This is a genomic window from Streptomyces sp. NPDC107521 (genome assembly GCF_055598485.1).
Genome location: NZ_JBVKAT010000009.1, coordinates 127,364 through 151,132, shown reverse-complemented (window position 1 = coordinate 151,132; position 23,769 = coordinate 127,364). Strand labels below are relative to the sequence as shown.

The 23,769-nt window shown below is 75.2% G+C and carries 20 protein-coding genes and 1 pseudogene; 10 read left to right on the top strand and 11 right to left on the bottom strand.

The window, feature by feature from the left end; all coding sequences use genetic code 11:
- Nucleotides 1-22 precede the first annotated feature (22 nt).
- Both ACZ7LB_RS16220 and ACZ7LB_RS16215 read right to left on the bottom strand, forming a co-directional pair.
- Complete coding sequence (locus ACZ7LB_RS16220; protein WP_471468709.1) at nt 23-1,366, bottom strand: amidase; 1,344 nt, start codon at nt 1,364-1,366, stop codon at nt 23-25.
- A 328-nt stretch (nt 1,367-1,694) separates the two neighbouring features.
- Nucleotides 1,695-3,114: pseudogene (locus ACZ7LB_RS16215) on the bottom strand (lipase maturation factor family protein).
- A gap of 131 nt (nt 3,115-3,245) precedes the next feature.
- Between ACZ7LB_RS16215 and ACZ7LB_RS16210 the strand changes: the two are divergent.
- Together ACZ7LB_RS16210 and ACZ7LB_RS16205 are read left to right on the top strand one after the other, a co-directional pair.
- Nucleotides 3,246-5,405 (top strand): SpoIIE family protein phosphatase, encoded by a 2,160-nt coding sequence (locus ACZ7LB_RS16210; protein WP_471468708.1) that lies wholly within the window; start codon nt 3,246-3,248, stop codon nt 5,403-5,405.
- 34 nt (nt 5,406-5,439) lie between these two features.
- Nucleotides 5,440-6,303, top strand: coding sequence for an Fpg/Nei family DNA glycosylase (locus ACZ7LB_RS16205; RefSeq protein ID WP_471468707.1), 864 nt, complete (start codon nt 5,440-5,442; stop codon nt 6,301-6,303).
- A 7-nt stretch (nt 6,304-6,310) separates the two neighbouring features.
- On the opposite strand, the gene ACZ7LB_RS16200 is transcribed toward ACZ7LB_RS16205, so the two are convergent.
- The gene (locus ACZ7LB_RS16200) at nt 6,311-6,820 is read right to left on the bottom strand and encodes a hypothetical protein (protein ID WP_471468706.1); all 510 of its coding nucleotides are present in this window, start codon (nt 6,818-6,820) and stop codon (nt 6,311-6,313) included.
- Between the two features lie 137 nt (nt 6,821-6,957).
- Nucleotides 6,958-7,506: a sigma-70 family RNA polymerase sigma factor gene (locus tag ACZ7LB_RS16195; protein WP_161228947.1), complete on the bottom strand. Its 549-nt coding sequence runs from the start codon at nt 7,504-7,506 to the stop codon at nt 6,958-6,960.
- A 568-nt stretch (nt 7,507-8,074) separates the two neighbouring features.
- Between ACZ7LB_RS16195 and ACZ7LB_RS16190 the strand changes: the two genes are divergently transcribed.
- Nucleotides 8,075-9,223 (top strand): CapA family protein, encoded by a 1,149-nt coding sequence (locus tag ACZ7LB_RS16190; protein WP_471468704.1) that lies wholly within the window; start codon nt 8,075-8,077, stop codon nt 9,221-9,223.
- 244 nt (nt 9,224-9,467) lie between these two features.
- Here the strand turns inward: ACZ7LB_RS16190 and ACZ7LB_RS16185 are convergent, their stop codons facing one another.
- The gene (locus ACZ7LB_RS16185; protein ID WP_471468702.1) at nt 9,468-9,941 is read right to left on the bottom strand and encodes a MarR family winged helix-turn-helix transcriptional regulator; all 474 of its coding nucleotides are present in this window, start codon (nt 9,939-9,941) and stop codon (nt 9,468-9,470) included.
- A 58-nt stretch (nt 9,942-9,999) separates the two neighbouring features.
- Here ACZ7LB_RS16185 and ACZ7LB_RS16180 point away from each other — a divergent pair, with 58 nt between their 5' ends.
- Entirely contained in the window at nt 10,000-10,815 is an 816-nt protein-coding gene (locus ACZ7LB_RS16180) for an alpha/beta fold hydrolase (RefSeq protein WP_471468700.1), read from the top strand.
- Between the two features lie 82 nt (nt 10,816-10,897).
- Here ACZ7LB_RS16180 and ACZ7LB_RS16175 read toward each other — a convergent pair whose 3' ends face one another.
- On the bottom strand, nt 10,898-12,310 hold the full coding sequence (locus tag ACZ7LB_RS16175; RefSeq protein ID WP_471468698.1) for an amino acid permease: 1,413 nt from the start codon (nt 12,308-12,310) through the stop codon (nt 10,898-10,900).
- 363 nt (nt 12,311-12,673) lie between these two features.
- On the opposite strand from ACZ7LB_RS16175, the gene ACZ7LB_RS16170 reads away from it, so the two are divergent.
- Nucleotides 12,674-13,510, top strand: a complete 837-nt coding sequence (locus ACZ7LB_RS16170; protein ID WP_471468696.1) for a polysaccharide deacetylase family protein — start codon at nt 12,674-12,676, stop codon at nt 13,508-13,510.
- A gap of 33 nt (nt 13,511-13,543) precedes the next feature.
- On the opposite strand, the gene ACZ7LB_RS16165 is transcribed toward ACZ7LB_RS16170, so the two are convergent.
- Nucleotides 13,544-14,209 carry a class F sortase gene (locus ACZ7LB_RS16165; protein ID WP_471468695.1) on the bottom strand — a complete coding sequence of 222 codons (666 nt, stop codon included), beginning with the start codon at nt 14,207-14,209 and terminating at the stop codon, nt 13,544-13,546.
- Between the two features lie 335 nt (nt 14,210-14,544).
- On the opposite strand from ACZ7LB_RS16165, the gene ACZ7LB_RS16160 reads away from it, so the two are divergent.
- Entirely contained in the window at nt 14,545-15,039 is a 495-nt protein-coding gene (locus tag ACZ7LB_RS16160) for a hypothetical protein (protein ID WP_471468693.1), read from the top strand.
- Between the two features lie 378 nt (nt 15,040-15,417).
- On the opposite strand, the gene ACZ7LB_RS16155 is transcribed toward ACZ7LB_RS16160, so the two are convergent.
- The 3 genes from ACZ7LB_RS16155 to ACZ7LB_RS16145 form a co-directional block, all read right to left on the bottom strand.
- Nucleotides 15,418-15,939 carry a hypothetical protein gene (locus ACZ7LB_RS16155; RefSeq protein ID WP_471468691.1) on the bottom strand — a complete coding sequence of 174 codons (522 nt, stop codon included), beginning with the start codon at nt 15,937-15,939 and terminating at the stop codon, nt 15,418-15,420.
- Nucleotides 15,940-16,270: 331 nt separating this feature from the next.
- Nucleotides 16,271-17,035 (bottom strand): bestrophin-like domain, encoded by a 765-nt coding sequence (locus ACZ7LB_RS16150; RefSeq protein ID WP_471468690.1) that lies wholly within the window; start codon nt 17,033-17,035, stop codon nt 16,271-16,273.
- Between the two features lie 16 nt (nt 17,036-17,051).
- Nucleotides 17,052-17,186: a hypothetical protein gene (locus ACZ7LB_RS16145; RefSeq protein ID WP_471468688.1), complete on the bottom strand. Its 135-nt coding sequence runs from the start codon at nt 17,184-17,186 to the stop codon at nt 17,052-17,054.
- Between the two features lie 1,326 nt (nt 17,187-18,512).
- Between ACZ7LB_RS16145 and ACZ7LB_RS16140 the strand changes: the two genes are divergently transcribed.
- From ACZ7LB_RS16140 to ACZ7LB_RS16130, 3 genes are all read left to right on the top strand, one after another.
- Nucleotides 18,513-19,325, top strand: coding sequence for an SAM-dependent methyltransferase (locus ACZ7LB_RS16140; RefSeq protein ID WP_471468686.1), 813 nt, complete (start codon nt 18,513-18,515; stop codon nt 19,323-19,325).
- Complete coding sequence (locus ACZ7LB_RS16135) at nt 19,322-21,466, top strand: putative bifunctional diguanylate cyclase/phosphodiesterase (RefSeq protein ID WP_471468684.1); 2,145 nt, start codon at nt 19,322-19,324, stop codon at nt 21,464-21,466. The genes ACZ7LB_RS16140 and ACZ7LB_RS16135 overlap by 4 nt, the downstream gene beginning before the upstream one ends.
- 121 nt (nt 21,467-21,587) lie before the next feature.
- The gene (locus ACZ7LB_RS16130) at nt 21,588-21,974 is read left to right on the top strand and encodes a nuclear transport factor 2 family protein (protein WP_471468682.1); all 387 of its coding nucleotides are present in this window, start codon (nt 21,588-21,590) and stop codon (nt 21,972-21,974) included.
- Nucleotides 21,975-22,079: 105 nt separating this feature from the next.
- On the opposite strand, the gene ACZ7LB_RS16125 is transcribed toward ACZ7LB_RS16130, so the two are convergent.
- Nucleotides 22,080-22,964 (bottom strand): LysR family transcriptional regulator, encoded by an 885-nt coding sequence (locus ACZ7LB_RS16125; RefSeq protein WP_471468680.1) that lies wholly within the window; start codon nt 22,962-22,964, stop codon nt 22,080-22,082.
- A 131-nt stretch (nt 22,965-23,095) separates the two neighbouring features.
- Here ACZ7LB_RS16125 and ACZ7LB_RS16120 point away from each other — a divergent pair, with 131 nt between their 5' ends.
- Nucleotides 23,096-23,767, top strand: coding sequence for a succinate dehydrogenase (locus ACZ7LB_RS16120; RefSeq protein WP_471468868.1), 672 nt, complete (start codon nt 23,096-23,098; stop codon nt 23,765-23,767).
- Nucleotides 23,768-23,769: the final 2 nt, after the last annotated feature.

Genomic DNA, 23,769 nt, shown 5'->3' with positions numbered 1-23,769 from the left:
GGCGGGGCGCCCGAGCGGGGCGTCAGTCCAGCGGCGCCGTCCGCCGCCAGGGGCGCAGCGCCTCGATCCGCTCCGCCACCTCCAGCAGCACCCCCTCCGAGCCCGGCCGCCCCACCAGCTGCACGGCGGCGGGGGCACCCGACGGCAGGGTGCCGGACGGGAGGGCCATCGCGGGCCATCCGGTCAGGTTCCACGGCGGGGTGAACGGCGAGTACCCCGAGTTCGCCGCCACGTTGCGCAGCCAGCCCCGCTCGTGCCAGGGCCCGGCCAGGGGCGAGCGGCGGGCCAGCGCCGGGGTCAGCAGCACGTCGTACTCCGCGAAGAACGGCGCCAGCCGGGCCCGCAGCCGCTCCCGGGCACGGCTGGTTTCCACCGAGGGGGCGAAGCGCCGCCCGATGGCCGCGTGCACCCGGGTGCGCCGCGTCAGCAGCCGGGGGTCCAGGCCCCGCGCGTCCACCGCCGTGCCCGCGGACCAGTGGGTGAGCGCGGTCGTCCCCAGCGACGCCGGGTAGGGCGGGTCGGCGCGGCGCACCACGTGCCCCTCGCGCATCAGCAGCGCGGCGACGGCCCGGACCGCGTCCCCGTACGGACGCGCGACGGTGACCCCGGCCAGGGGGCTGCGCGTCGAGACGGCGACCCGCAGACCGCCGGGCTCCCGGCGGGGCGGCGGCACCGTGTCCGCGAGGACCGCCAGCGCCAGGCGCAGGTCCTCGACGGTGGTCGCCAGCGGGCCGTTCTCCGACAGCCCGAACCAGTCTCCGTCGCCGATGCCGGCCGGCACCACGCCGTGTCCCGGTTTGATCGTGACCAGACCGCAGTTGGCCGCGGGTATGCGCAGCGACCCCATCCCGTCGTTGCCCAGCGCCAGCGGGACCATCCCGGCGGCGACGGCCGCGGCGCTCCCGCCCGAGGAACCGCCCGCCGACCGCGTCCGGTCCCAGGGGTTGCGGGCGGTGCCGTGGACGCCGTCGGTGGTGCCGAACACGCACAGCTCGGGCACGTTGGTCAGCCCCACGACCACCGCGCCCGCCGCCCGCAGCCGGGCCACGGTGGCGTGGTCGGCCCCGGCGGGCGTGTCCGGGGTGGCGGCCGAGCCGTTGCGCAGCGCCTCCCCGCGCACCGCCAGGTTGTCCTTCACCGCCACCGGAACGCCGGCCAGCGGCAGCGTGCCCAGATCGCCCCGGGCGGCCACCTCGTCGGCCTCGGCGAGCGCGGCCCGGGACCGCACGGCGCGGAAGGCGCCGATCCGGGCGTCCAGCCGCTCGATCCGGGCGAGGTGCGCGGCCACCACCTCCCGGGGCGCGGCCCGCCCCTCGCGAACGGCGGCGGCGATCTCTGCGGCGGTCCGGCCGGCCCAGTCGGTCACGGGGGGCTCCTCGGGGTGCGGTGGGGCGGGTCGCCCGCGCCCCGGGCGGCGGAGCCGCGCGGACGGCCCGCCCGCCGGACACCCGTGCCCGGAGGGCCCGCCCGCCCGGACACCTCCCGCCGGGACCACGGTCCCGTACCGTACCGCCCGCCCGGCCGCCGGGAGGAGGCAGGGCGGCCCCCGGGAAGCGCCCGGGACGTTCGCGGGGTGCTCTCCGGAGCCGCGCCCGGGACGTTCACGGCGTGCTCCGGGCCCCGCCCGGGACGCTCACGGTGCGCCCCTCCCGGGGCCCGGTGGCACTCGCGGGCGCTCGCCCCCGCCGTCCGCCTCACCCCCGGTCCGCGTCCCCCAGCCGGGTCGGCGGCAGGTACTCCCGCACGTACGTCCGCTCCCAGCACGCCCCCGTCGCGCGCAGCTCGCGCCAGGTCGTGTAGCGGTACCGGAACAGCCGGGCGCGCACGAAGCGGGGCGGCGCGTCCGGCGGGAACGGCGAGCGGCGCAGCAGCCGCAGCGTGGCCGGGTCGTTCTCCAGCAGCCGCTCCACCAGGGTGCCGAACCACGGCGCGGCGTACGCGGGGGACAGCGCGGCGAACCACATCAGCCAGTCCAGCCGCAGGTGCCAGGGCGCGTACTGGCGCGGCCAGCGCCGGGGGTCGCCGGGCTTGCCCCGGAACTCGTACTCCCGCCAGTCCCCGTCCGGGCGGGGCACCGCGTCGGCCGTCCCCTCGATCACCACCTCGTGCCGGACACGGCTGACGCTGCCGAAGGCGCCGTAGGTGTTGACCAGGTGGAACGGGTCGAAGGCGCGGTTCATGACCTGGCGCCGGGAGAGCATGTTCCGCACCGGCCCCCGGCTCAGGAACAGCAGCGCCGCCGCCACCGCCAGGACCACCGCCGCGTACCAGGGCGGAGCCTGCGGCAGGGGCGGGGGAGTGCCCGGGAACCGCATCACCGGGAGCGCGAGCACGATGGTCAGCCAGTTCAGCCAGGCGAAGTTGCCCGACAGCACCAGCCAGAGCTGGGTGGCGATCATCACGGCCGCGGCGGCCGTCGCCACCGGCTGCGGGGTGAACAGCAGGAACGGCACCACGAGCTGGGTGACGTGGTTGGCGGCCACCTCCACCCGGTGCAGCGGCCGGGGCAGCCGGTGGAAGAACCAGCTGAGCGGGCCCGGCATCGGCTGCGTCTCGTGGTGGTGGTCCAGACAGGTCAGGTTCCGCCAGCACGGATCGCCCCGCATCTTGATCAGCCCCGCCCCGAACTCGACCCGGAACAGCAGCCACCGCAGCAGGAACAGCACCACCACCGGCGGCGCCACCTCGTCGTTGCCCAGGAACACCGCGAGGAACCCGGTCTCCAGCAGCAGCGACTCCCAGCCGAACGCGTACCAGGTCTGCCCCACGTTCACCACCGACAGGTACAGCAGCCACGGCACCAGCCACAGCGCCATCGCCCCCCCACAGCGGCAGCGCCCCGTCCGCGCCCGCCGCCAGCGCCGCCGACACCGCGCAGCCCGTCCAGCAGCAGCCCGCGAAGAAACGGTCCGAGTACCGCCACCGGAACAGGCTCGGTGCCCGCCGCGCCGGCACCCGGGCCACGTGGCGCGGCACCGGCAGCAGCCCGCGCTCCCCGATCAGCGCCCGGAACTGCCGCAGCGCCGACAGGAACGCCACCAGATACACCACGGCCAGGGCGCGCTGGAACACCAGCCGGCCCAGCCACTGGTCGGGTGTGGTGAACCACTGCACCGCCGCGCACCTCCCGTCCGCGCCGTCCGCCGGGGGCTTTGGGTACCCGGCGGGACGGCGTTCTCGCGGTCGTGCCCCGGGCAGGCGGGCCTGAGTCGAAGTATCGGGCGAATCCTGGCAATGTGGGCTCCATGGCCGATCCGGGAGCGAGCGCGTTGTCCCTCCCGGACGAGTGGCCCGACTGGCCGGCCCGACCCTCGCCCGTCCTGGCGCTCAACCGCATGGGCAGCTTCGACTGGGACCTGGACACCGGTCTGATCCATCTGGACGCCCGGGCGCACGAGGTGTTCGACCTGCTGCCCGAGGAGTTCGACGGCCGCCCCGAGGCGCTGGCCGGACGCGTCCCCCGGGCCGAGGGACTGCGGCTGGACACCCTGGTCGCGCAGGCGATGAGGAACGGCAGCGAGCACTACGGCGCCTACTTCCGCGTCCGGCTGCGCGACGGCACGCTGCGCTGGGCCCACACCCAGGGCCGCATCCGGCGGGACGGTGCCGGCCGCCCCCGCCGGATCGTCGGCATCCTGCGCGACGCCACCCTGGAGCTGGAGGAGAGCGACGCCCGCCGGGACCGGGCAGCCCTGGACGAGGCCCGTCGGCGGCGGACCGGCGTCGTGCAGTCCGCCACGGCCGCCCTCGCCCACGCCCGCACCGTCGACGACGTCATCGACGCCCTCAAGGACACCGCCGGCCTTCCCCACCTGGGCGCCACCGGCATCGTCATGGGCCTGGTGGAGGGCGACCGCATCCTGGTGGTGGCCGAGGGCCCGGACGACGGCTTCATGGAGGGAACCCGGGTCACCCGGGTCGACGAGGCGTACCCGATGAGCGAGGCGGTGCGCACCCTCAGCCCCTGCTTCATCGAGTCGCCGCGCGAGTTCGCGGAGCGCTACCCCGCCCTCTGGCCGCACCTGACCGGCCTGCGGATCACCGCCGCCGCCTACCTCCCCCTCATCGCCCAGGCCCGCCCCATCGGCGCGGTCGGCCTCCTCTACAGCGACCGCTCCGGCTTCACCCCCGAGGACCGCAACGTCCTCGTCGCGGTCGGCAGCAGCATCGCCCAGAGCCTCCAGCGGGCCATGCTCTACGAGCAGGAGACGGACCTCGCCGAGGGGCTCCAGCAGGCCATGCTGCCGCGCACCATCCCCAGCGTGCCCGGCTGCGACATCGCCGTCCGCTACCGCGCCGCCAGCGCCGCCGGGACCCTCGGCCGCGACATCGGCGGCGACTGGTACGACCTCATCCCGCTGCCCGGCGGCAGGGTCGGCGCCGTCATCGGGGACGTCCAGGGCCACGACACCCACGCCGCCGCGGTCATGGGCCAGCTCCGCATCGTGCTGCGCGCCTACGCCGCCGAGGGCCACCCGCCCGCCACCGTCATGGCGCGGGCCTCCGTCTTCCTCCACGAACTCGACACGGACCGCTTCGCGACCTGCCTGTACGCCGAGGCCGACCTGGCCACCGGCGTGGTCCGGGCGGTGCGCGCCGGGCACATCGACCCCCTGCTGCGGCGCGGCGGAGGTGCCTGCCGCCGGGTGCCCGTCCCGGGCGGGCTGCCGCTCGGCCTGTCCGCCGAGTTCGGCCGGCTCTCCTACCCCGTCGGCACCATCGAGCTGGACCCCGGCGACACCCTGGTCCTGTGCACCGACGGCCTCGTCGAACGGCCCGGCGCCGACCTCGACGACGGGGTGCGGGCGCTGGCCGCCCTGGTCGCCTCCGGCCCCGAGGAGGTGCGGGCGCTGGCCGACCGGCTGATCGAGCTCGCCGCGCGGCGCCGGGGCGACGACGACGCGGCCCTGCTCCTGCTGCGCCGCCGGGAGCGGGAGAGCCGGGAGACCGGCCGCCGGCTGCGGCGGCACGTGGCCCCCGGCGACCCGGAGGCCCTCGGCGGGGCGCGGCGCGCGATCCGGACGGCCGCCCGCGGGTGGGGCGTCGGGCGGCACGCCGACGACATCGCCCTCGTCGCGGACGAGCTGATCACCAACGTCCTGCTGCACACCGAGGGCTTCGCCGTCGTCACCCTGCGGCTCCTGTCGGACACCGGCCGCAGGCTGCGGGTCGAGGTCGAGGACTCCTCCAGCACCCTGCCGCGCCGCCGGGAGGCGGCGGAGAACGGGATGACGGGGCGGGGCCTGCTCCTGGTCGAGACCCTGGCCGACGGCTGGGGGGTGGAGGCGCGCGGCGGCGGCAAGTGCGTCTGGGCCGAGTTCGCCCTGCCCGGCCCGGCCGTCGCCCCCGCCGAGGCGCCCGCCCCCGCCGTCCGGCCCGCGGCCCCGCCCGGCCGGGAGCCCTGAGGCCGTCCGGCCGCGGCGGTGGCACCCTGGACCCATGCCCGAACTGCCCGAGGTCGAGGCGCTCAGGGACTTCCTGACCGAGCACCTCGACGGCCGCGAGATCGTCCGGGCCCTGCCCGTGGCGATCAGCGTCCTCAAGACCTACGACCCCCCGCTCACCGCCCTGGAGGGCCGCCGGGTGACCGGCGTTCGCCGCTACGGCAAGTTCCTCTCCATCGGGACCGACGGCGGCCCGTACCTGGTGACCCACCTCGCCCGCGCGGGCTGGCTGCGCTGGCAGGACACGCTGCCCGCCGGTCCGCCCCGCCCGGGCAGGGGACCGCTCGCCCTGCGCGTCGCCCTGGACACCGGCGCGGGGTTCGACCTGACGGAGGCCGGCACGCAGAAGCGGCTCGCGGTGTACGTCGTCACCGACCCCGAACTGGTGCCCGGCGTCGCCCGGCTCGGCCCCGATCCGCTCGCCCACGACTTCGACGAGGCCCGCCTCGCCGGCCTGCTCGCGGGCGAACGGCGGCGGCTCAAGGGCGCGCTGCGGGACCAGGGCCTGATCGCGGGCGTGGGCAACGCCTACAGCGACGAGATCCTGCACGCCGCGCGGATGTCGCCCTTCAAACTCGCCGCCTCCCTCACCCCGGAGGAGACGGCACGGCTGTACGGGGCGCTGCGCACCACGCTGACCGGGGCCGTGGAGCGGTCCCGGGGCCTGGCCGCGGGGCGGCTGAAGGCCGAGAAGAAGAGCGGCCTGCGGGTCCACGGCCGGACCGGCGAGCCCTGCCCGGTCTGCGGCGACACCATCCGCGAGGTCTCCTTCAGCGACTCCTCGCTCCAGTACTGCCCGACCTGCCAGACCGGCGGCAGGCCCCTGGCGGACCGCAGGATGTCCCGGCTGCTGAAGTAGCGGACCCTCAGAAGAGATGGATGGCGAGGTGGCCCAGGGGCAGGCCCAGGCGCCAGGCCGGTGTCCACACCTTGGGGCCCTCCTCCTCGCCGCCGCCCGCCGTGCCGCCGGGCACCGCGTTGAGGTCGGGGGCGAGCAGCTCCGTCTCGCGCAGCCAGCGCCAGGCCGCCCGGGCCAGCTCCAGGTCGGGCGAGGTGCCGCCGTCGGCGTCGGCCGCCGTCTCGGCCAGCCGTTCGCGGACCCACTCGTGCCACGGCTGGTCGTAGGCGGTCAGCGACAGCCAGGTCTGCAGCCGGGTGACGACCCGGATGCCGCACAGCTCGCCCCCGGTGTCGGACAGGAACACCGTCAGCGCCAGCGCGTCCCGCCCGGCGCGGAACTCGAAGGACGTGGGCGGCATCAGATCGCCGGTGCGCAGCAACTCGTCCGCGATGTACTCGGCGTACAACCAGGCCATGGGGACGGTGAGTTCGTCCCCGCCGGTGCCCTCCGCGCTCTCGTGCCCTGTCTGCGGCATCCTTCCGCCCCCTCCGGTGCGCGCGCCTCGCCCGACCCGGGGCGTCGCCTCCGGTCCGGAACACGGATGAGGACAGCCGATTACTCAACCGGGGCGCACGCAAGGCACTTTGCCAAGACGTGACCGTCCGGTGGGTTTCACCGCAGGTCGGCGGCGTAACCGGGCAGCACCCGGCGCAGGGCGCGCAGCGCGTAGTACGCGCGGGACTTCACCGTCCCGGCCGGGATGCCCAGTGCCGCCGCGGCCTCCGCCACGCTCGCCCCCCTGAAGTACACCAGCACCAGCACCTCGCGGTGCTCCGGGGAGAGCGTCTTCACGGCCTCGCGCACGTCGAGCGCGGCGGCGGCCCGGTCGGCGTGGTCGGCGCAGGCGGGCGCGTTCTCCAGATCGGTGTCGCCGACCTCGGCGGGCCGTGCCTGCCGTGCCCGGCGCGCGTCGATGGCGAGCCTGCGGGCCACGGTGAGCAGCCAGGGCCGCACCGATTCGAAGGCGTCGGTGCGCAGCGCCTCGGGGTGCTGCCAGGCGCGGACGAGGGTCTCCTGCACAAGGTCCTCGGCGCGCTGCCGGTCGCCGTCGCTGAGCCGCAGGAGCAGCGCGAACAGCGGTCCGCCGTGGTCCCGTTGGAGCGCGGCGAGCTCATGTTCGGCGGTGGTGGTCGTGTCGGGAAGAGCGATTCCGGCCGTCATGCGCGTATGGCATCCCAGGGGGCCGCCGGGGGGACAGGGCGCGCGCGGCGGTGTGCGGCGGACGGTCGATCGCGTCGACGAACGGTACGACGAACGGTCGGTGGGCGTCCGCGGGCGGTCGGTGAACGGTCGACGGCGAGCCGGCCGGGGTGCGGCTCAGAGGGTTCGGGGCGGTCCGGACGAGGCCGCCGTCCGGGAGCGGTGGCCTCGCCCGGGACGGCGGCCGGGCCGGACGGGAGGCCGTGGTGGCGGGCGGTGCGGTTCCGCCCGGCCACGCCGGTGAGGCCGCCGTCGCGGGGCCGAACCGGCCGTCCCGTCACCGCCGCGCGCCCCGTTCCCCCGGCCGCCGCCGCACCGCCGTGCGGCTCCCGGCGTTCCGCCCGCCGTGGCCGGTCGCCCGCGGGTCGTGCCCGCCGGTCGGGCTAATGGGCGTGTCGGAGCCGCCCGGCCCACCGCCCACCTTCTTACCTGTTCGTACGTACATGTGACATGCATGCGAGCGGACTCCGGTGGCCGAATCCCGGACGGTCCGCGCGCGGGACCGCAGCGGGGTGAACGGATGACCCGGATGATCACACGCAGCCGGCAGGTGGCGCTGTGCCTGACCGCCCTGCTCGCCGCCGGAGCGGCCTGCCAGGCCCGCGGCCACGAACCGCCGGGCCGCCCGGCCCCCGCCCCCGCCGACACCGGGGCCTTCACCCTGGTCGCCTCCGGCGACGTCCTGCCGCACGACCCGGTCATCGAGCGGGCCCGCTTCGACTCGGGCGGTACCGGCTACGACTTCCGCCCCATGCTGGCCGGGATCGCCCCCGTCGTCTCGGGCGCGGACCTCGCCCTGTGCCAGCTGGAGACCGGCTCCGGCGCGGACGGCGACGCCCCGGGCCATCCCGGCGCCGCCTCCCCGCCCGAGCTGGCCGCGGGCCTGGCCGCCACCGGCTACGACGGCTGCTCCACCGCCTCCGACCACAGCCTGGACGGCGGCGCCGACGGCATCCGCCGCACCCTGGACGCCCTGGACCGCGCCGGTGTCCGCCACGCCGGGACGGCGCGCACCGAGGACGAGGCCCGTGCCGTCATCCTCCTGCGCGCGGGCACCTCCGCCCGGGTCGCCCACCTCTCCTACACCTACGGCACCCACGGCCAGCCGCCGCCGGACGGGCCCTGGGCCGTCGCCCTGATCGACGAGGGGCGGATCGTGGCCGACGCGCGGACCGCGCGGGAGGCGGGCGCGGACGTCGTCGTGGTGTCCGTGCACTGGGGCACCGCATGGCAGGACACCCCGGACGAGCGGCAACTCGGCCTCGCCCGGCGGCTCACCGCCTCCCGCAGCGGCGACCGCCCCGACATCGACCTGATCCTCGGCACCCACGCCCATGTCCCGCAGGCGTACGAGAAGGTGAACGGCACCTGGGTGGTCTACGGGATGGGCGACCAGATCGCGGGGGAGACGGTCGACGACCGGGGGCGGCGCGATGCGCGCGGCAACGAGTCCACCCTCGGCCGCTTCACCTTCGCCCCGCCCGCCCGGCCCGGCGGGCGCTGGCGGGTCACCCGGGCCGAGTTCGTCCCGCAGTTCTACGACCTGGACGCCGGACGGGTGGTCAACCTCAACCGGGCGCTGGACGGGGGCGCCGAGCTGCGCCCGGTGCGGGACCGCGTCCGCGACGTGGTGCTCAGCCGGGGCGCGGCGCGCGACGGCCTGGTGATGGGCGAGTGATCCCGCCGGGCGCGGACCTCCCCGCGTCCGAGGCCCTCCACCCGGCGCCGCCCCGGCCCGCCTGCCCGCCGCCCCTCGCGTCCGCCGCCCCTCGCGTCCGTCGTCCCGTATCCGCCCGCTCCGGAACGCCCGCCGTTCTCCGCGCCGGCCGTCCCCCGCGCGCGGACGGGGAGCGACGCCGAGCCCGTTCGCCACGGGCACGGCGTAGGCCGTCCCCCGCGCGCGGACGGGGAGCCGGGGCGCGCTAGTTGTCGTCGACGTGGTCCAGGGCGGAGAGCATCCGCCCCAGCACCCGCAGGCACGCGCTCACCTCGGCGTCGGTCAGTCCGCCGCCGACCTCGCGCAGCAGCCGGTGCTCCCGCTCCAGCACGGCGGTGATCAGCCCGCCGCCCGCCGGGGTCAGCCGGATCAGCGACGAGCGCCGGTGGGCGGGGTTCGGGATGCTCTCCGTCAGCCCCCGCCCGGCGGCCTCGTTGACCATGCGCTGCACGAACTGGCGGCTGATCGCCTGCGCCCGGCCCATCTGCGGCACGGTCATCGGGCCGTTGCGGTGCAGCAGGGTCAGCACGGCGCGGACCCCGACGGCGAGGTCGTCACCGGCGAGGCCCTGTTCGACGCTGCGCTGCGCCCGCCGGTAGAGGGGGCCGACCAGGTCGTACACCTCGGTGAGGCGGTGGGCCAGTTCGTCGGGAGGGAGAGGGGCGTCGATGGGGTTCACCCCGCCATCATGACACCTCGGTTGCCATATCGAGGTGATGAATGACACCCTGGTTGTCATGAAGACCGCCACCGATCTCCGTCTCCTCCCCACCGCCGACGGCGACCTCGCCTATCGCGACACCGGCAGCGGCGACCCGGTCGTCCTGCTGCACTCCGGCTTCGCCGACCACCGGGTCTTCGAGGACCAGATACCGGCCCTGGCCGCCCGGCACCGGGTGATCGCCCCCGACGTCCGGGGCCACGGCGCCTCGGCCAACGCCACCCGCCCGTTCCGCTGGGCCGACGACCTGGCCGCGCTGCTGCGCCACCTCGACGCCGGACCCGCCGTCCTGGTCGGCGTCTCGATGGGCGGGGGCATCGCCGTCGACACGGTGCTCGAACACCCGGGACTGGTCCGCGCGGTGGTCGCCTGCTCCTCGGCGACCAGTGAGTTCCGGTACACCGACCCCTGGGTCCGGGGGATCCAGGCCCGGCAGGCCCGGGCCCTGGGCGCCGGTGACGTGGCCGGCTGGCTGGACGCCTTCCTGCGGTTCGTGCCCGGCGAGCACCGCGCCCCCGGGGACCTCGACCCGGCGATCACGGACCGGCTGCGCGCCATGGCCCTCGGCACCCTCGCCAAGCACTCCCCGGACGAGGAGAACCACCACGTCCCGCTCACCGGCACCTGGGAGCGCGTGCCCGGGATCGCCGTCCCGTTCCTCGCCGTCCACGGTGCCCTCGACGCCCCCGACCTGATCGCGGAGGCGGAGCGGCTCGCCCGTACGGTCCCCGGCGGCCGCTCCGCGCGCGTCGACGGCGCCGCGCACTACCCGAACATGGAGCGCCCCGAGGTCTTCAACGGGATCGTCCTCGACTTTCTGCGCGCCCTCTGACCCGCCCCCGCGCCGCGCCCCGGCGCCCCGGTCCGCCCCGGCGTCCCACGCCCGCCGCCGGGGCGGACCGGGGCGTTCCCGGTCAGCGCCGGGCCAGCTCCGAACGCCGGTAGGAGTACCCGAAGTAGACCCCGAGGCCCACCACGAACCAGACCGCGAACCGCACCCAGGTCTGCCACTGCAGGAAGGTGATCAGCCAGAGGGAGAAGGCGATGCCCAGCGCCGGGACGAACGGCATGAACGGCGTCCGGAAGGTGCGCGGCAGATCGGGCTGCCGGTAGCGCAGCACGATCACCGCCGTGCACACCACCACGAACGCCAGCAGGATCCCGATGTTGGTCAGCTCGGCGGCCTCGCCGATCGGCAGGAAACCGGCGATCACCGCCGACGCGGCGCCGACGATCCAGGTGACCCGCGTCGGCACGTGCCGGGTCGGATGGGTCTTCGCGAACCACTTGGGCAGCAGCCCGTCCCGGCTCATGCTGAACCAGACGCGGGTGACGCCCAGCATGAAGGTGAACATCACCGTGAGGATGCCGATGATGGCGCCCACCGCGATGACGTCCGCCAGCCCGCTCAGCCCCACCGACTTGAACGCCGTCGAGAAGCCGCTCTCCCGGTCGATGTCCTTGTAGTCCTGCATGCCCGTCAGCACCAGGCAGGCCAGCACGTACAGCACCATCGAGATGACCAGCGAGTAGATGATGGCCTTCGGCATGTGCCGCTGCGCGTCCTTGGACTCCTCGGCCGCCGTCGACATCGCGTCGTAGCCGAAGACCGCGAAGAACACCGTCGCCGCGCCGGTGAACGCCCCGCCCACCCCGTAGGGGAAGAACGGATGGTAGTTCGACGTGGTGATGTGGAAGAAGCCGACCCCGATCACCATCAGGACCACCAGCACCTTCAGCACCACCACGACCATCTCGAAGCGGGCCGCGTTCCTGATGCCGAGCGTCAGCAGATACGCGATGAGCAGGCACAGCACGGCCGCGAACAGGTCGACCCGGTGCCCGTCCCCGGTCCCCGGGGCGCCCAGCATCCAGCGGGGCAGGTCCGCCCCCATCTCCCCGACCAGGAAGCTGAAGTAGCCGGAGATGCCGATGGCGACCACCGCCACGATCGCGGTGTACTCCAGCAGCAGGTCCCAGCCGATGAACCAGCCCGTGATCTCGCCGAGCACCGCGTACCCGTAGGTGTAGGCCGAGCCCGCCTTGGGGATCAGCCCCGCGAACTCGGCGTACGACAGCGCCGCCGCCGCGCTGGCCAGTCCCGCGATGAGGAAGGAGACGAGCACCGCCGGCCCCGCGGTGCCGTTGGCGACCGTCCCGGCCAGGGTGAAGATGCCGGCGCCGATGATGCCGCCGACGCCGATCGCGGTGAGCTGCCACAACCCGAGGGACCGTTGCAGACCGGCGCCCGCACCGGCCTCCGTGTCCTCGATGTGCTCGATGGGTTTGCGGCGGAGAACGCCCTCCCCCATGCGGAATCGGGCCATGCGCCCCACCTCTTCGTGATCGGCAAACGGCTGACGGTGGATCATGATGACCTACGCGTGCCCCGGAGGGACGGCGCGACGCACACTCCCCACCGGGGATCACCGGTGCCCCGCCTCCGCTGTCGGCGGTCCGGCCACCCCCCTGCGGCTGCCCCGGATTCCCCACCGCATCCGCTGCCGGCCGCGACTCCGGGACCTCCCTGGGAGCCCTGCCGCCCGCAGGTGCCCGGCCCGGTGTTCCGGCTCCTCCGGACCCGCCGGTCGCCGGCGCGCGTCCGGCGGGATGGGCCGGGCGGGTGGTTGTGCGCCGCCGGTCCGGTGGTGCGGGGCTGCCGCGGCGCACGGCCGGGCGACTGATGAGTCATGACGAAGGATCAGTTGTTCACCCGGCGCCGCGTCCTGCTCGCCGGTGCCGCGTCGGCCACCGCGGCGGGCACCGTCGCGGCCCTCGCGGCCGGACTCGGGGACGCCCCGCCCCCGCCGCCCGTCGCCGCGCCCGGGGCCCCGGCCACCCGCCCGCTCAACCCCTCCGCCTTCCGCCTGGCGCCCTCCACCGGCTACGGCGCCCCCCGCGCGGAGCCCGGGCGGACCGCCGTGCGCAGCGAGCCGATCCTTCGGGTCACGGGCCGGGGGCGCACCATGATGCTCACCTTCGACGACGGCCCCGACCCCCGCTACACCCCCGAGATCCTCGACACCCTGGCCGAGCACCGGGTGCGGGCCACCTTCTTCGTGTGCGGGGAGATGGCCGAGTGGAACCGGGACCTGCTGGCCCGGATGGCCGACGAGGGCCATGTGGTGGGCAACCACACCTGGTCCCATCCCCTGCTCACCGGCCTCACCCGGCGCCGCGTCCAGAGCGAGATGGAGCGCACCAGCGAGATCGTGGAGAAGGCCTACGGCGAACCGCCCCGCTGGTTCCGCGCCCCCTACGGGGCCTGGAACCGCACCGTCTTCCGGATCGGCGCCGACCTCGGCATGGAACCGCTCGCCTGGACCGTCGACACCCTGGACTGGACCGCCCCCGGCACCGGCACCATCGTCGGCCGCGTCGCGGACGGCGCCGCCCCCGGCGTCGTGGTGCTCTCGCACGACGCCGGGGGCGACCGCTCGCAGAGCGTCCACGCCCTGCGCACCTATCTGCCCGCACTGCTGGACTCCGGCTACCAGCTCACCGTCCCCCGGCGGCAGTGGGTCTGACCGGAACCGGGCGTCCGCCCGGCCGGGGCCGGTTCAGCGGACCTCGGCCAGGCGGGCGAAGGCGACGACGTTCCCCTCGTAGCCGTTCTGCTTGGTGAAACCGCCACCGCAGGTGATCACCCGCAGTTCGGGCGCGCCCTTGGAGGCGTAGACCCGGTCGCCGGGGAAGTCGTCCTTCTCGAACACCTCGATGCCGTAGATCTCGAACACCGCGGTCTTCCCGTCCTGCCGGCCGATCTCGACCCGGTTCCCCTTCTTGAGCGCGCCCAGACCGTAGAAGACGGCCGGCCCCCGCTGGTTGTCGACATGGCCGACGACGACCGCCGTGCCCTTCTCCCCGGGAGCCACCGCGCCGGTGAACCAGCCCGCCAGATTGGGGTCCTCGGGGGGCGGCGCGCCGACCCAGCCGTCCGCGTCCAGACCCACCGGCATGACGGGGGCGTCGACCTGGATCGCGGGGATCCTGACCTGGTTCGGCACCGCGTAGGGCAGCGGCGCGGGCCCCTTGGCCGCGGGGTCGCCCGGAGTGGCGCGGGTGTCCGCGGCGGCGGCCGAGGCGGGCTGCGGCGGGCCCACGTCGAACTCCCCCGAACCGTTGCGGATGAGCGCGAGTCCGGTCAGCAGGACCAGCGCTATCACGCCCCAGGGAGCGCGCTTCCGCCGCCGCTCCTCCGCTTCGGCCCATTCGGACGCAGACATTCGCCTTCCCCTCTCGACCCGGCCGTCGCCCGGTCGTTTCCGCGCATACGAGAACGCTAAGGGCGGTGCGGTCCACCGGCGACGGGGCGGCGGCGAACGGGTGGCGCGATCACCCTGCGGCGCGTCCTGCGGAATTCCCGGACGGGAAATGCCTGACACTCCGTGACCTGCGGTGATATACGGCGCCGCGGTGCGGTTCCCGGAATGCCGCTCACCAGGACGGACCAGCGCCGAAATGCGTCCCGGCGCGCGGCAACTGAGGGTCTTTCCGGGAGGCGCTTTCTCGCCGATCGACCGGGGAAACGGGCCCCGGGGCGTCTTCCGCGGAGGATGACATGCGAAAGTCTCGTGCCCTGGCGGCGGCCGGAGCCGCCGTCGCCGTACTCGGACTGGGGGCCCCGGCGGCCACCGCCGGCGGCGACCACAACGCGCCGAGCAACATCGTCGCCATGCCCAGCGTGATCGCCCGCGGCGGCCAGATGACCGTCACGGTCGACGGCTGCCCCCAGGGCGGCACGATGACCTCGGACGCCTTCCGGACGACCCATCTGACCCCGGTCCGGGGCGCCAACGAGACGTCCAAGGGCACCGCGACCATCGACGACGACGCCCGGCCGGGGTCGTACGACATCACGGTCAACTGCTCGGGCCGCACCCTGACCCGGCCGGCCGCCTTCACCGTCATCGGCGGGGTGCGCGGCGGCCTCGGCGGCGGCAGCAGCACCGGGGCGACGCCGACCGACATGGCCATCGGCGGCGGGCTCGTGGCCGCGGCCCTGGCCGGGGGCGGTCTGTTCTGGATGCGCCGCCGGGCCGAGCGGCGGATCTGACCCGGCCGCCGCCGGTGCGCGGGGCCCGCCTCCGGTGAGGCGGGCCCGTCGTCGTGCCCGCCTCCCGCCCGACTCCGGCACCCCGCCCCCGCGTCCCGTCCTTCCCCGCTCCCGGGCCCGCCCGCCCGTTCCCCGGTCCCCGTTCGCCGCGGCGCGCGGGCGGCCGGACACGGACAGGGCTCCGCCCCGGAACCGGCCGAGGGCTCCGGGGCGGAGGGCGATGGGGCGGGGGACCGCCGGGCGCGGGCGCGCGGGGAAGGGGGGACTTGGGCTGGAAGGCCCCGGGGCGGGTCCGCTGCTGGGGTGGGGCGGGGCGGGGCGGGTCGAGGCGTCGCGGGAGCGCGGGGGACGTCTGCCGGGCGGCCGCGCGTGAGGGCGTCAGCCGTGCCGTCCGCCCCCGTCGTCGGCGGAGCGGCGGCGGGCGAAGTGGTACGCCGTGCCGACCGCCCCCGCGATCAGCGCCGCGCCGATCCCGATCCGCTGGAGGTCGAAGCCGCCGACGCTGCCGCCCTCGCCCGCGTGCACCGGGCCGGGGTGACGGGTGTGGTGGCCGCCGCCCGCGATGGTCAGGCGCGTGGTGCCGGTGCGCCCGTCGCAGGTGAACGCGACCTGGTAGACCGCGCCGGGCTCGGCCTCGCGGTCCACCACCGCCGTCGCCGTGGACTGCCGGCGGGGGATGGTGACCGTGTCGAAGACCGGCGAGGAGACGGTGACCCGGCTCTCGCAGCGGCCGTCCTCGCGGTCGACCCGCAGGGTGACCGTGCCGCCCGGGGCGACGGTGGAGGGCTGGACGCTGAAGCCGAACGGCGTGATGCCGCCGACGACCGCTCCGGCGGGGGCGCAGGCGGTGAGGACGCCGGCACCCAGCAGTGCGGCCGAAGCGACGGGTATCGCGCGCATGGTGAATCCTCCGGGACCCGGGGTGCGGCGGCGGACCTGTTCCGCTCGCGCCTGGAATGCACCCCGATGACCGAAACGCTAGGAAGGCGCGCGGCGCGGCGCGATCGCTGTCGCCCGAACGGGGCAGACGGGTGCGCCGCACGGGCGACGGCGGGCGGGGCCCGGCCGCCGCCGCCCGGGCGGGCCGTCACGGACTACCGGCGGGTGCCGCTCGCGCACGGGCCGGCCATGCGGCCCGCACGTGCGGCCCGCATGGCCGGGAGCTGTGCCCCGGGCGGGCCCGCCGTGTGGGCCCGCCGTCGTGGGCGGGCCCGCCGGTCGCCCGCCCCCGTCAGCGCCCGGCGTCCGGGAAGAAGGTGAGGAACGGCTCGGTCGAGGCCGCCAGCCCCCGGCTGTAGGGCGCGTCGAAGTCCCAGATCAGGAAGAGCAGGAAGGCGATCAGCGCCGAGAACAGCCCGGCGAGGACCATCTCCCGGGTGGTGCGCCGGATCTGGAGGGCGAAGACCATGCCGATGGTGATGGCGGCCCCGGCGATCAGCCCCACCCAGACGATCCCCGGCATGGTCGGTCCGGTCGAGTCGGCGCGGGAGGCCCGGGCCTGGTCGGCGGCGGCCACCTGGTCCAGGAGCGGCTGATAGGCCTGGGCCTCGAAGTCCGTCCTCGGCTCGTAGTCGGTGACGTCGGCGCGCACGCGCGCGAAGAGTTCGGTGCCGCGCTCGGTGACCTGCTCCTCGTCGGCCATGGACTTCCACTCGGTGGTCACCACGTGTCCGACATAGGCGTTGACATCGTTCCGGATGCGGTCGCGGACCTCGGGCGGGTAGACGCGGACCCGCTCGGAGATCTCGTGCAGCGCGACGGCCTCGGCCTGGACGTGGTCCTCGGCGGCGCTGCGGGCCTCCCAGACGCCCGCGATGGCCAGGCCCAGCACGATGGCGTACACCACACCGATCCACATCGTCATGTACTCGATGACGTCCGGTGTCTCGGTGATGTCCTCGTCCTTGGACGCCGTGCGGTCCCGGATGAGGGTGATCGCGAGCACGACGGCGCAGGCGGCCGCCACCGCGAGGGTGAGAACAAGCCATTCCGGCAAGGGGAGCCTCCAGGGATCAGCGCGCGCGCAGCGCGGCGACGGCGACCACCGCGGGCACCGTGATGAGCAGGACGAAGACGATGGGCGACGTGGCCCCGCCGCGGGACCCCGTGGAGGGCCGGGCCGCGGTGCGATAGCGCGGGTAGCGCACCGGCGACGGCGAGACCTGCGGCAGGGGCGTGGCCGCCGGAGGAGCGGGCGGCGGGGGTGCCGCCGGTGCCGGCGCGGCGGTGCCGGGTGGCGGTGCCGGGGCCGGGCCGGTCGCGGGCGGCGGCACGGGCGCCGCGGGCGCGGACGGGGTGCCGGGCGGCGGTGCCGGGGGTTCCGGCGAGGGCGGGGGCGGCGTCGTGGGTGCGGGCGTGGGCGTGGGGGAGGGTGCGGGCGTCGGGGTCGGCGTGGGTGGTGTGGGCGTCGGAGTCGGAGTCGGTGTGGGCGTGGGCGGTGTGGGCGTCGGGGTCGGCGTGGGCGTGGGCGTGGGCGTGGGCGTGGGGGTCGGAGTCGGAGTCGGCGTGGGGGTCGGGGTCGGGCAGTGGTGGTGGGGCGGCGGGTGGTGGCCCGCGACCGCCACGGCTTCGATGCCGCCCGGCCCCGTCGACGCGTGTGCGCAGGAGTCGGCCCGCGCGGGGGCCGAGGGAGCCGCGGCGAGCGCGAACGTCAGTGTCAGAAGGGCCAACACCCTTCCGGCACAAGCGGATCGGGTCGGTTCGGGTGCATGCACGACGCAGATCATGAAGTGTCCTGCGCACAGGTCACGTCCGGGCGCCCGAGAATTGCCTCGAACGAAGTACATGACGGAATGGCGAGTTGACATGTGGGCGGTGATCTGGCTCTGGCCGGTCAGTGCGCGTCCGTCGCGCCGCCCGCCATGGACGCGGTCCGCCGCGCGCCCAGGCACGGCGGACCGGCGGTCCGTCATCGATGAACACCTATGGGCGAGTTGTTCACGAATGGGGCCGAACACCCCGGTCCGCTCCCCATGTCCATGCCGATCGCGAGCCGGTCGGCGGCGGGCCCGGCACCGCGGTACCCGACGCCGCGGGAGCGTCAACCGCACGCCGTCCCTCCCGTACCGCTGCTCCGGGCCCCTGCCGTGCCGCTCCCCGCCGCCCCGTGCCGCTCCCCGTTCCGTGCCCGCCGCCCCCGCCGCCCCCGCCGCGTCAGCGGTCCCGGCCGGTCCTCCGCCCTCCGCCGCGCCGTACCGCCGCTCCCCGCGCCGCCGTTCCGGTCCGCGCGGCGCCCTCCGGCCCCCGCCCGCGGTCCCTCCGCTCCGGGGTGGCCGGAAAGCGTCCCTCCGCGCCCCGTTTTCCCGGAGCGGGAGCGGTCCCATTTCTCGTGCTTTGGCGTGCCCTGTGAATTGGCACGTGCCCCGGGCAGTGACCGGGAACGGATGGTCAATTTCCGTTTGGGCTCGCTCCTTTGGCGGCCGGTCAGTAGCCTTCGCTCGAACACCGGATCGCCCCCAGCCATGGAGAGATAGATGGAGCGTCCCGCCTGGGCACCACGGAACATCGACATCTCGGTGCCGAGCGTGTCCCGCATCTACGACTTCTACCTGGGCGGATCGCACAACTTCGAGGTCGACAGGGAGGCCGCGCGCAGCGCCATGGAGTACATACCGGGGCTGCCGAAGATCATGCAGGCGAACCGGGCGTTCATGCGGCGCGCCGTGCGCCACGCGATGGACGAGGGCATCGACCAGTTCATCGACATCGGGTCGGGCATCCCGACCTTCGGCAACGTCCACGAGGTGGCCCAGGGCGTCCGGCCCGGGGCGCGCGTGCTGTACGTCGACCACGACCCGGTGGCGGTCGCGCACAGCCAGGCGGTGCTGGCGGACAACGGGAACGCGGAGGTGGTCGCCGCCGATCTGCTGCGGCCCCGGGAGATCCTCTCCAGCCCCGAAGCGCGGCGGCTGATCGACCTGAATCGGCCGGTCGCCCTGCTGCTCGTTGCCATACTGCACTTCGTGGAGGACAAGGACGACCCGTACGCGGCGGTGGCCGAGCTGGGCCGCGCGCTCGCACCCGGCAGCATGCTGGTGCTCACCCACGCCTCGTACGAGGGCATCCCGCTGCCCGCCGAGCGGGCCGGAGGCGCGGTGGACGTGTACCGGCGCATCCGCAATCCACTGATCATGCGTTCGCGCGCCGAGGTCGCGCGGTTCTTCGAGGGGTACGACATGGTGGAACCGGGTCTGGTTCCGATGCCGCTCTGGCGGCCCGAGACGGAGCCGGACGACGAGGACCCGTACGCGTTCTCCGGTTTCGCCGGCGTGGGACGCGCCGCGTGAGCGGGGAGCCCGGCGGGGCGGAGGACAGACTGCGCCGGTTCGCGACGATCTGGAGCCGGGCGGTGTATCCGGTGACATCGACGTCATCGACCCGTCCCGAGTTCCAGGAGCAACTGCTGCCGCTGGCACGCCGGCTGAGCGAGGTGCTGCGGGCGCGCGGCTTCGACGGACGGGAGGCGAGGGCGGTCGGCGCCGCGCTGGTCGACGCGCATTGCACCGATCCCGACGCGCTCGCCCGCACCCTGGACTGCGTCGACGCCTATCTGGTGCTGTACTGCGGCGAGGGCGGCGACGCCGAGGCGCTGCGCGCCCGCTCGGCCCGACTCCAGCACGCCATGGCCGCCGGATTCGCCGGGGCGCTGCGCGCCCGCACCCTGGGCGAGCAGGAGTCCATCGCCCGGGCCGCCCTGACGGCGCAGGGCGTGGTGGCGCAGGCGCTGCACGCCAGCGAGGCCCGCTTCCGCGCGGTCTTCGAGGGCGCGGCCATAGGCATCGGCATCGCCGACCTGGACGGCAGGGTCCTCCAGGTCAACGGTGCCCTGACGCGCATGTTCGGGCTGACCGACCCCTCGCTGCGCAGCCGGAACGTGATGGAGTGGACCCATCCCGACGACGCACCGCAGACCTGGCGGCTCTACGAGGAGCTGGTGCGCGGCGAACGCGAGGCGTACCGCTGCGAGAAGGCCTTCTACCGGCCCGACGGCACGGTCCTCTGGACCAATCTGACGGTCTCCCTGCTCCGCGACGCCGACGGCGCCCCGCAGTACCAGCTGGCGCTGATGGAGGACACCACCGAGCGTCGGCTGCTCAACCTGCGGCTGCGCTACGAGGCCACGCACGACGCCCTGACCGGGCTGCCCAACCGGAGCTTCTTCTTCGAGCGCCTGGACAAGGCCGTCAACGCGGGCCCCGGCCAGCGCTTCGGCCTCTGCTACCTGGACCTCGACGGCTTCAAGACCGTCAACGACAGCCTCGGCCACGCGGCCGGCGACCGGCTGCTGGTCGAGGTGGCCGACCGGCTGCAGTCCTGCGCCACCGCGCCCGGCGAGATGGTGGCCCGGCTCGGCGGCGACGAGTTCGTCGCGCTGACCACCGGTCCGGACACCGGGCGCGAGGTCGACGAGCTGGCCGGACGCATCATGAACGCGCTGCTCGCCCCCATCAGCATCGACGGGCGGGAGCTGACCGTGCGCGGCAGCATCGGCATCGTCGAGGGGCCGGCGGGCGAGCGCAGCCCGGCGGAGGTGCTGCGCAGCGCCGACATCACCATGTACCGGGCCAAGTCGGCGGGCGGCAACCGCTTCGAGCTGGCGGACCCCGAGGCCGACGCCCGCGCCATCACCCGGCACGGCCTGACCACCGCGCTCCCGGCCGCGCTGGAGCGGGGCGAGTTCTTCATCGAGTACCAGCCGCTGGTCCACCTCGGGGACGGCAGCGTGCGGGGCGCCGAGGCGCTGGTGCGGTGGCTGCACCCGCAGCACGGGGTGCTCGGCCCGGACCGGTTCATCCCGCTCGCCGAGCGCACCGGACTGATCGTCCCGCTCGGCCGCTGGGTGCTGGAGCAGTCCGTCGGCCAGGCCCGGGCCTGGCGCGAGCGGTACGGCGGCAGCGGCGCGGCGGCCCCGCTGCGCATCAACGTCAACCTCTCGCCCTGCCAGTTGCAGCATCCGCGGCTGGTCCAGGACACCGTGGAGATCCTGGAGCGGGCCGGGGTGGCACCCGACGCGCTCTGCCTGGAGGTGACGGAGTCGGCGCTCATCGGCGCGGACGACGACCTGCTCAACCCGCTGCGGCGGCTGGCCGACATGGGCATCGACATCGCCCTGGACGACTTCGGCACGGGCTACTCCAACCTGGCCAATCTGCGCCGGCTGCCGGTGAGCGTCCTCAAGCTGGACCGCTCCTTCACCCAGGGCATGCAGCGGTTCCCCGCCGACCCCGTCGACCTCAAGATCGTGGAGGGGATCGTCGCCCTGGCGCACAGCCTGGACCTCGCGGTCACCGTCGAGGGCGTGGAGACCGGTGCCCAGGCCGAGCAACTGCGCCTGCTGGGCTGCGACACGGCCCAGGGCTGGTACTACGCGCGTCCGGGACCGCCGGACCGCCTGCACGAGCTGGCGCTGGTGGACGCGGCGAGGTGAGGCGCCGCGGGAGCGCGGCGGGCGGAGGGCCGGCGGCCGGGCGGCGGTGCCGTCGCCCCGGCGGCGGGGCGCCGGGGAAAGCCGGTGGCGGAACCGCCGGGCCGTCGGTGATCCTGTGCGGATGACCGAGGAATCCGGCGCCGTCGCCGCGGCCGTCGCCGCCGAACTGCGCCTCCTGGACCCGGCGGTGCGCGGCTCCCGCGCACTCGTCGCCGCGCTGCTGGACCCGGAGTTCACCGAGGTCGGCTCCTCCGGGCGCCGTCACACCTACGCCGACACGGTCGCCTCGCTGCCCGACCACCCGGGCGGCCCGGGGGACGACGCGGTGTACGAGCCGTCCGGCCTCACCGGCGTCCTGCTCGCCCCGGGGCTGGTGCAGCTCCACTACGAGACCCGCCTCGCCGGGCGGCGGGCCCGCCGCACCTCCCTGTGGCGCTGGGACGGGACCACGGCCTCCTGGCGGATGTACTACCACCAGGGCACGCCGGTGCCCTCGGGCGTTCCCTGACCCGAGCGTCCCGCCGGTCATCACCCGGGCCGGAGGCCGCCCGCCATCGCACCGGCCCGGAACGGGGCACCGGGCGAGGCCACCGCGCCCCGGCCGCCGCGCCCCTCAGCGGTGGAGCAGCATCCGCTGGAGCTCCCGCGCCGCCCGGGGCGGGTCCACGTCGCTGCGGTGGGCCAGGGCGATGGTGCGGTGCAGGTCCGGGCCGGACAGCGGGGTGACGCGCAGGCCGAGGCCCGGCCGGGTGGCGACCATGCGGGGCACCACGGCCACGCCCAGGCCCGCCCGGACGAAGTTCAGCACCGCGTCCATCTCCCCGCCCTCCACCGCGAAGTCCGGTTCGAACCCCTCGGCGCGGCACGCGGCCACGGTCAGCTCCCGCAGGTCGTACCCGTGCCGGAACATCACCAGCCGCTCGCCCTCCAGATCGGCGATCCGCACCGCCGTCCGTCCGCCGCCCGGCGGGGGCGCCTGCGCCGAGGAGACCACCACCAGGTCCTCCCGCAGCAGCTCCACCGTGGTCAGCGCCGGGGAGGCGGTCGGCAGCGGCAGCACGACCAGCGCCAGATCGAGCGCCCCGCGCGCCAGCTCCCGCACCAGGTCGAGCGAGCCGCCCTCCTCGACCAGCAGCCGGATGCCCGGATAGCGGTCGTGGAAGGCCCGCAGCACGTCCGGCAGCAGCCCCGTGCACAGGCTCGGCGTCGCGCCGAGGCGGACCCGGCCGCGCCGGAGCTGCGCCAGCTCCATCACCTCGTGGCGGGCCGTGTCCGCGTCGGCCAGGATGCGCCGGGCCAGCGGCAGCAGCGCCTCACCGGCGTCCGTCAGGGTGATGTTGCCCCGCGCCCGCCGGAACAGATCCGCCCCCAGCTCCCGCTCCAGCGCCTTGATCTGCTGCGAGAGCGAGGGCTGCGCCACATGGACCGACTCCGCCGCCCGCGTGAAGTGCCGGGTCTCGGCGACCGCCACGAAGTACAGGAGCTGTTGGAACTGCATACCGCCAGCATACGCGTTCGATAGCCAAGCACTATGGAAACCAGGCACACCATGTCTTGGACCGATCGGGTCCCATGGCCGTAGCGTCCCGTGACATGGCTCTGGCAACGCGGACGGGCCGACGGCCGTCCATGGCGCGCACGGTGTGGGACTCGACCGTCGGCAAGAAGACGGTGATGGCGGTCAGCGGGCTCGTCATGCTGCTCTACCTGGTCGCCCACATGATCGGCAACCTGAAGATCTTCTTCGGCAGCGACGAGTTCAACGCCTACGCGCACTGGCTGCGCACCATCGGCGGGCCGGTCATGCACGAGGAGTGGACGCTCTGGCTGATCCGGGTCGTCCTCGTGGCCGCCGTCGTCGCCCACGCGGTCTCGGCCTACCAGCTCAGCCGCCGCGACATCCGCGCCCGGCCCGTCCCGTACGCGCACCGCAGGCGCCGGGCGAGTTACGCGACCCGCACCATGCGCTGGGGCGGGATCATCCTCGGCCTGTTCATCGTCTGGCACCTGCTGGACCTGACCACCGGCACCGTGCACTCGGGCGGCTTCGAGTCCGGCAAGCCCTACCAGAACGTGGTGGACACCTTCTCCACCTGGTACGGCAACGTCATCTACCTCGTGGCGATGCTCGCCGTCGGCCTGCACATCCGGCACGGCTTCTGGAGCGCCGCCCAGACCCTCGGCGTCGGCAGCCGCTCCCGCGACCGGGCCCTCAAGGCCGCCGCCAACGTCCTCGCACTGCTGCTCACGGTCGGCTTCATCGCCGTCCCCGTGGGCGTCATGACCGGAGTGGTGAGCTGACC

Coding starts and splice junctions, on each gene's coding strand:
- ACZ7LB_RS16210 (WP_471468708.1), top strand. CDS start 3,246: ATGGCCGATCCGGGAGCGAGCGCGTTGTCCCTCCCGGACGAGTGGCCC.
- ACZ7LB_RS16205 (WP_471468707.1), top strand. CDS start 5,440: ATGCCCGAACTGCCCGAGGTCGAGGCGCTCAGGGACTTCCTGACCGAG.
- ACZ7LB_RS16200 (WP_471468706.1), bottom strand. CDS start 6,820: ATGCCGCAGACAGGGCACGAGAGCGCGGAGGGCACCGGCGGGGACGAA.
- ACZ7LB_RS16195 (WP_161228947.1), bottom strand. CDS start 7,506: ATGACGGCCGGAATCGCTCTTCCCGACACGACCACCACCGCCGAACAT.
- ACZ7LB_RS16190 (WP_471468704.1), top strand. CDS start 8,075: ATGATCACACGCAGCCGGCAGGTGGCGCTGTGCCTGACCGCCCTGCTC.
- ACZ7LB_RS16180 (WP_471468700.1), top strand. CDS start 10,000: ATGAAGACCGCCACCGATCTCCGTCTCCTCCCCACCGCCGACGGCGAC.
- ACZ7LB_RS16175 (WP_471468698.1), bottom strand. CDS start 12,310: ATGGCCCGATTCCGCATGGGGGAGGGCGTTCTCCGCCGCAAACCCATC.
- ACZ7LB_RS16170 (WP_471468696.1), top strand. CDS start 12,674: ATGACGAAGGATCAGTTGTTCACCCGGCGCCGCGTCCTGCTCGCCGGT.
- ACZ7LB_RS16165 (WP_471468695.1), bottom strand. CDS start 14,209: ATGTCTGCGTCCGAATGGGCCGAAGCGGAGGAGCGGCGGCGGAAGCGC.
- ACZ7LB_RS16160 (WP_471468693.1), top strand. CDS start 14,545: ATGCGAAAGTCTCGTGCCCTGGCGGCGGCCGGAGCCGCCGTCGCCGTA.
- ACZ7LB_RS16155 (WP_471468691.1), bottom strand. CDS start 15,939: ATGCGCGCGATACCCGTCGCTTCGGCCGCACTGCTGGGTGCCGGCGTC.
- ACZ7LB_RS16140 (WP_471468686.1), top strand. CDS start 18,513: ATGGAGCGTCCCGCCTGGGCACCACGGAACATCGACATCTCGGTGCCG.
- ACZ7LB_RS16130 (WP_471468682.1), top strand. CDS start 21,588: ATGACCGAGGAATCCGGCGCCGTCGCCGCGGCCGTCGCCGCCGAACTG.
- ACZ7LB_RS16125 (WP_471468680.1), bottom strand. CDS start 22,964: ATGCAGTTCCAACAGCTCCTGTACTTCGTGGCGGTCGCCGAGACCCGG.
- ACZ7LB_RS16120 (WP_471468868.1), top strand. CDS start 23,096: ATGGCGCGCACGGTGTGGGACTCGACCGTCGGCAAGAAGACGGTGATG.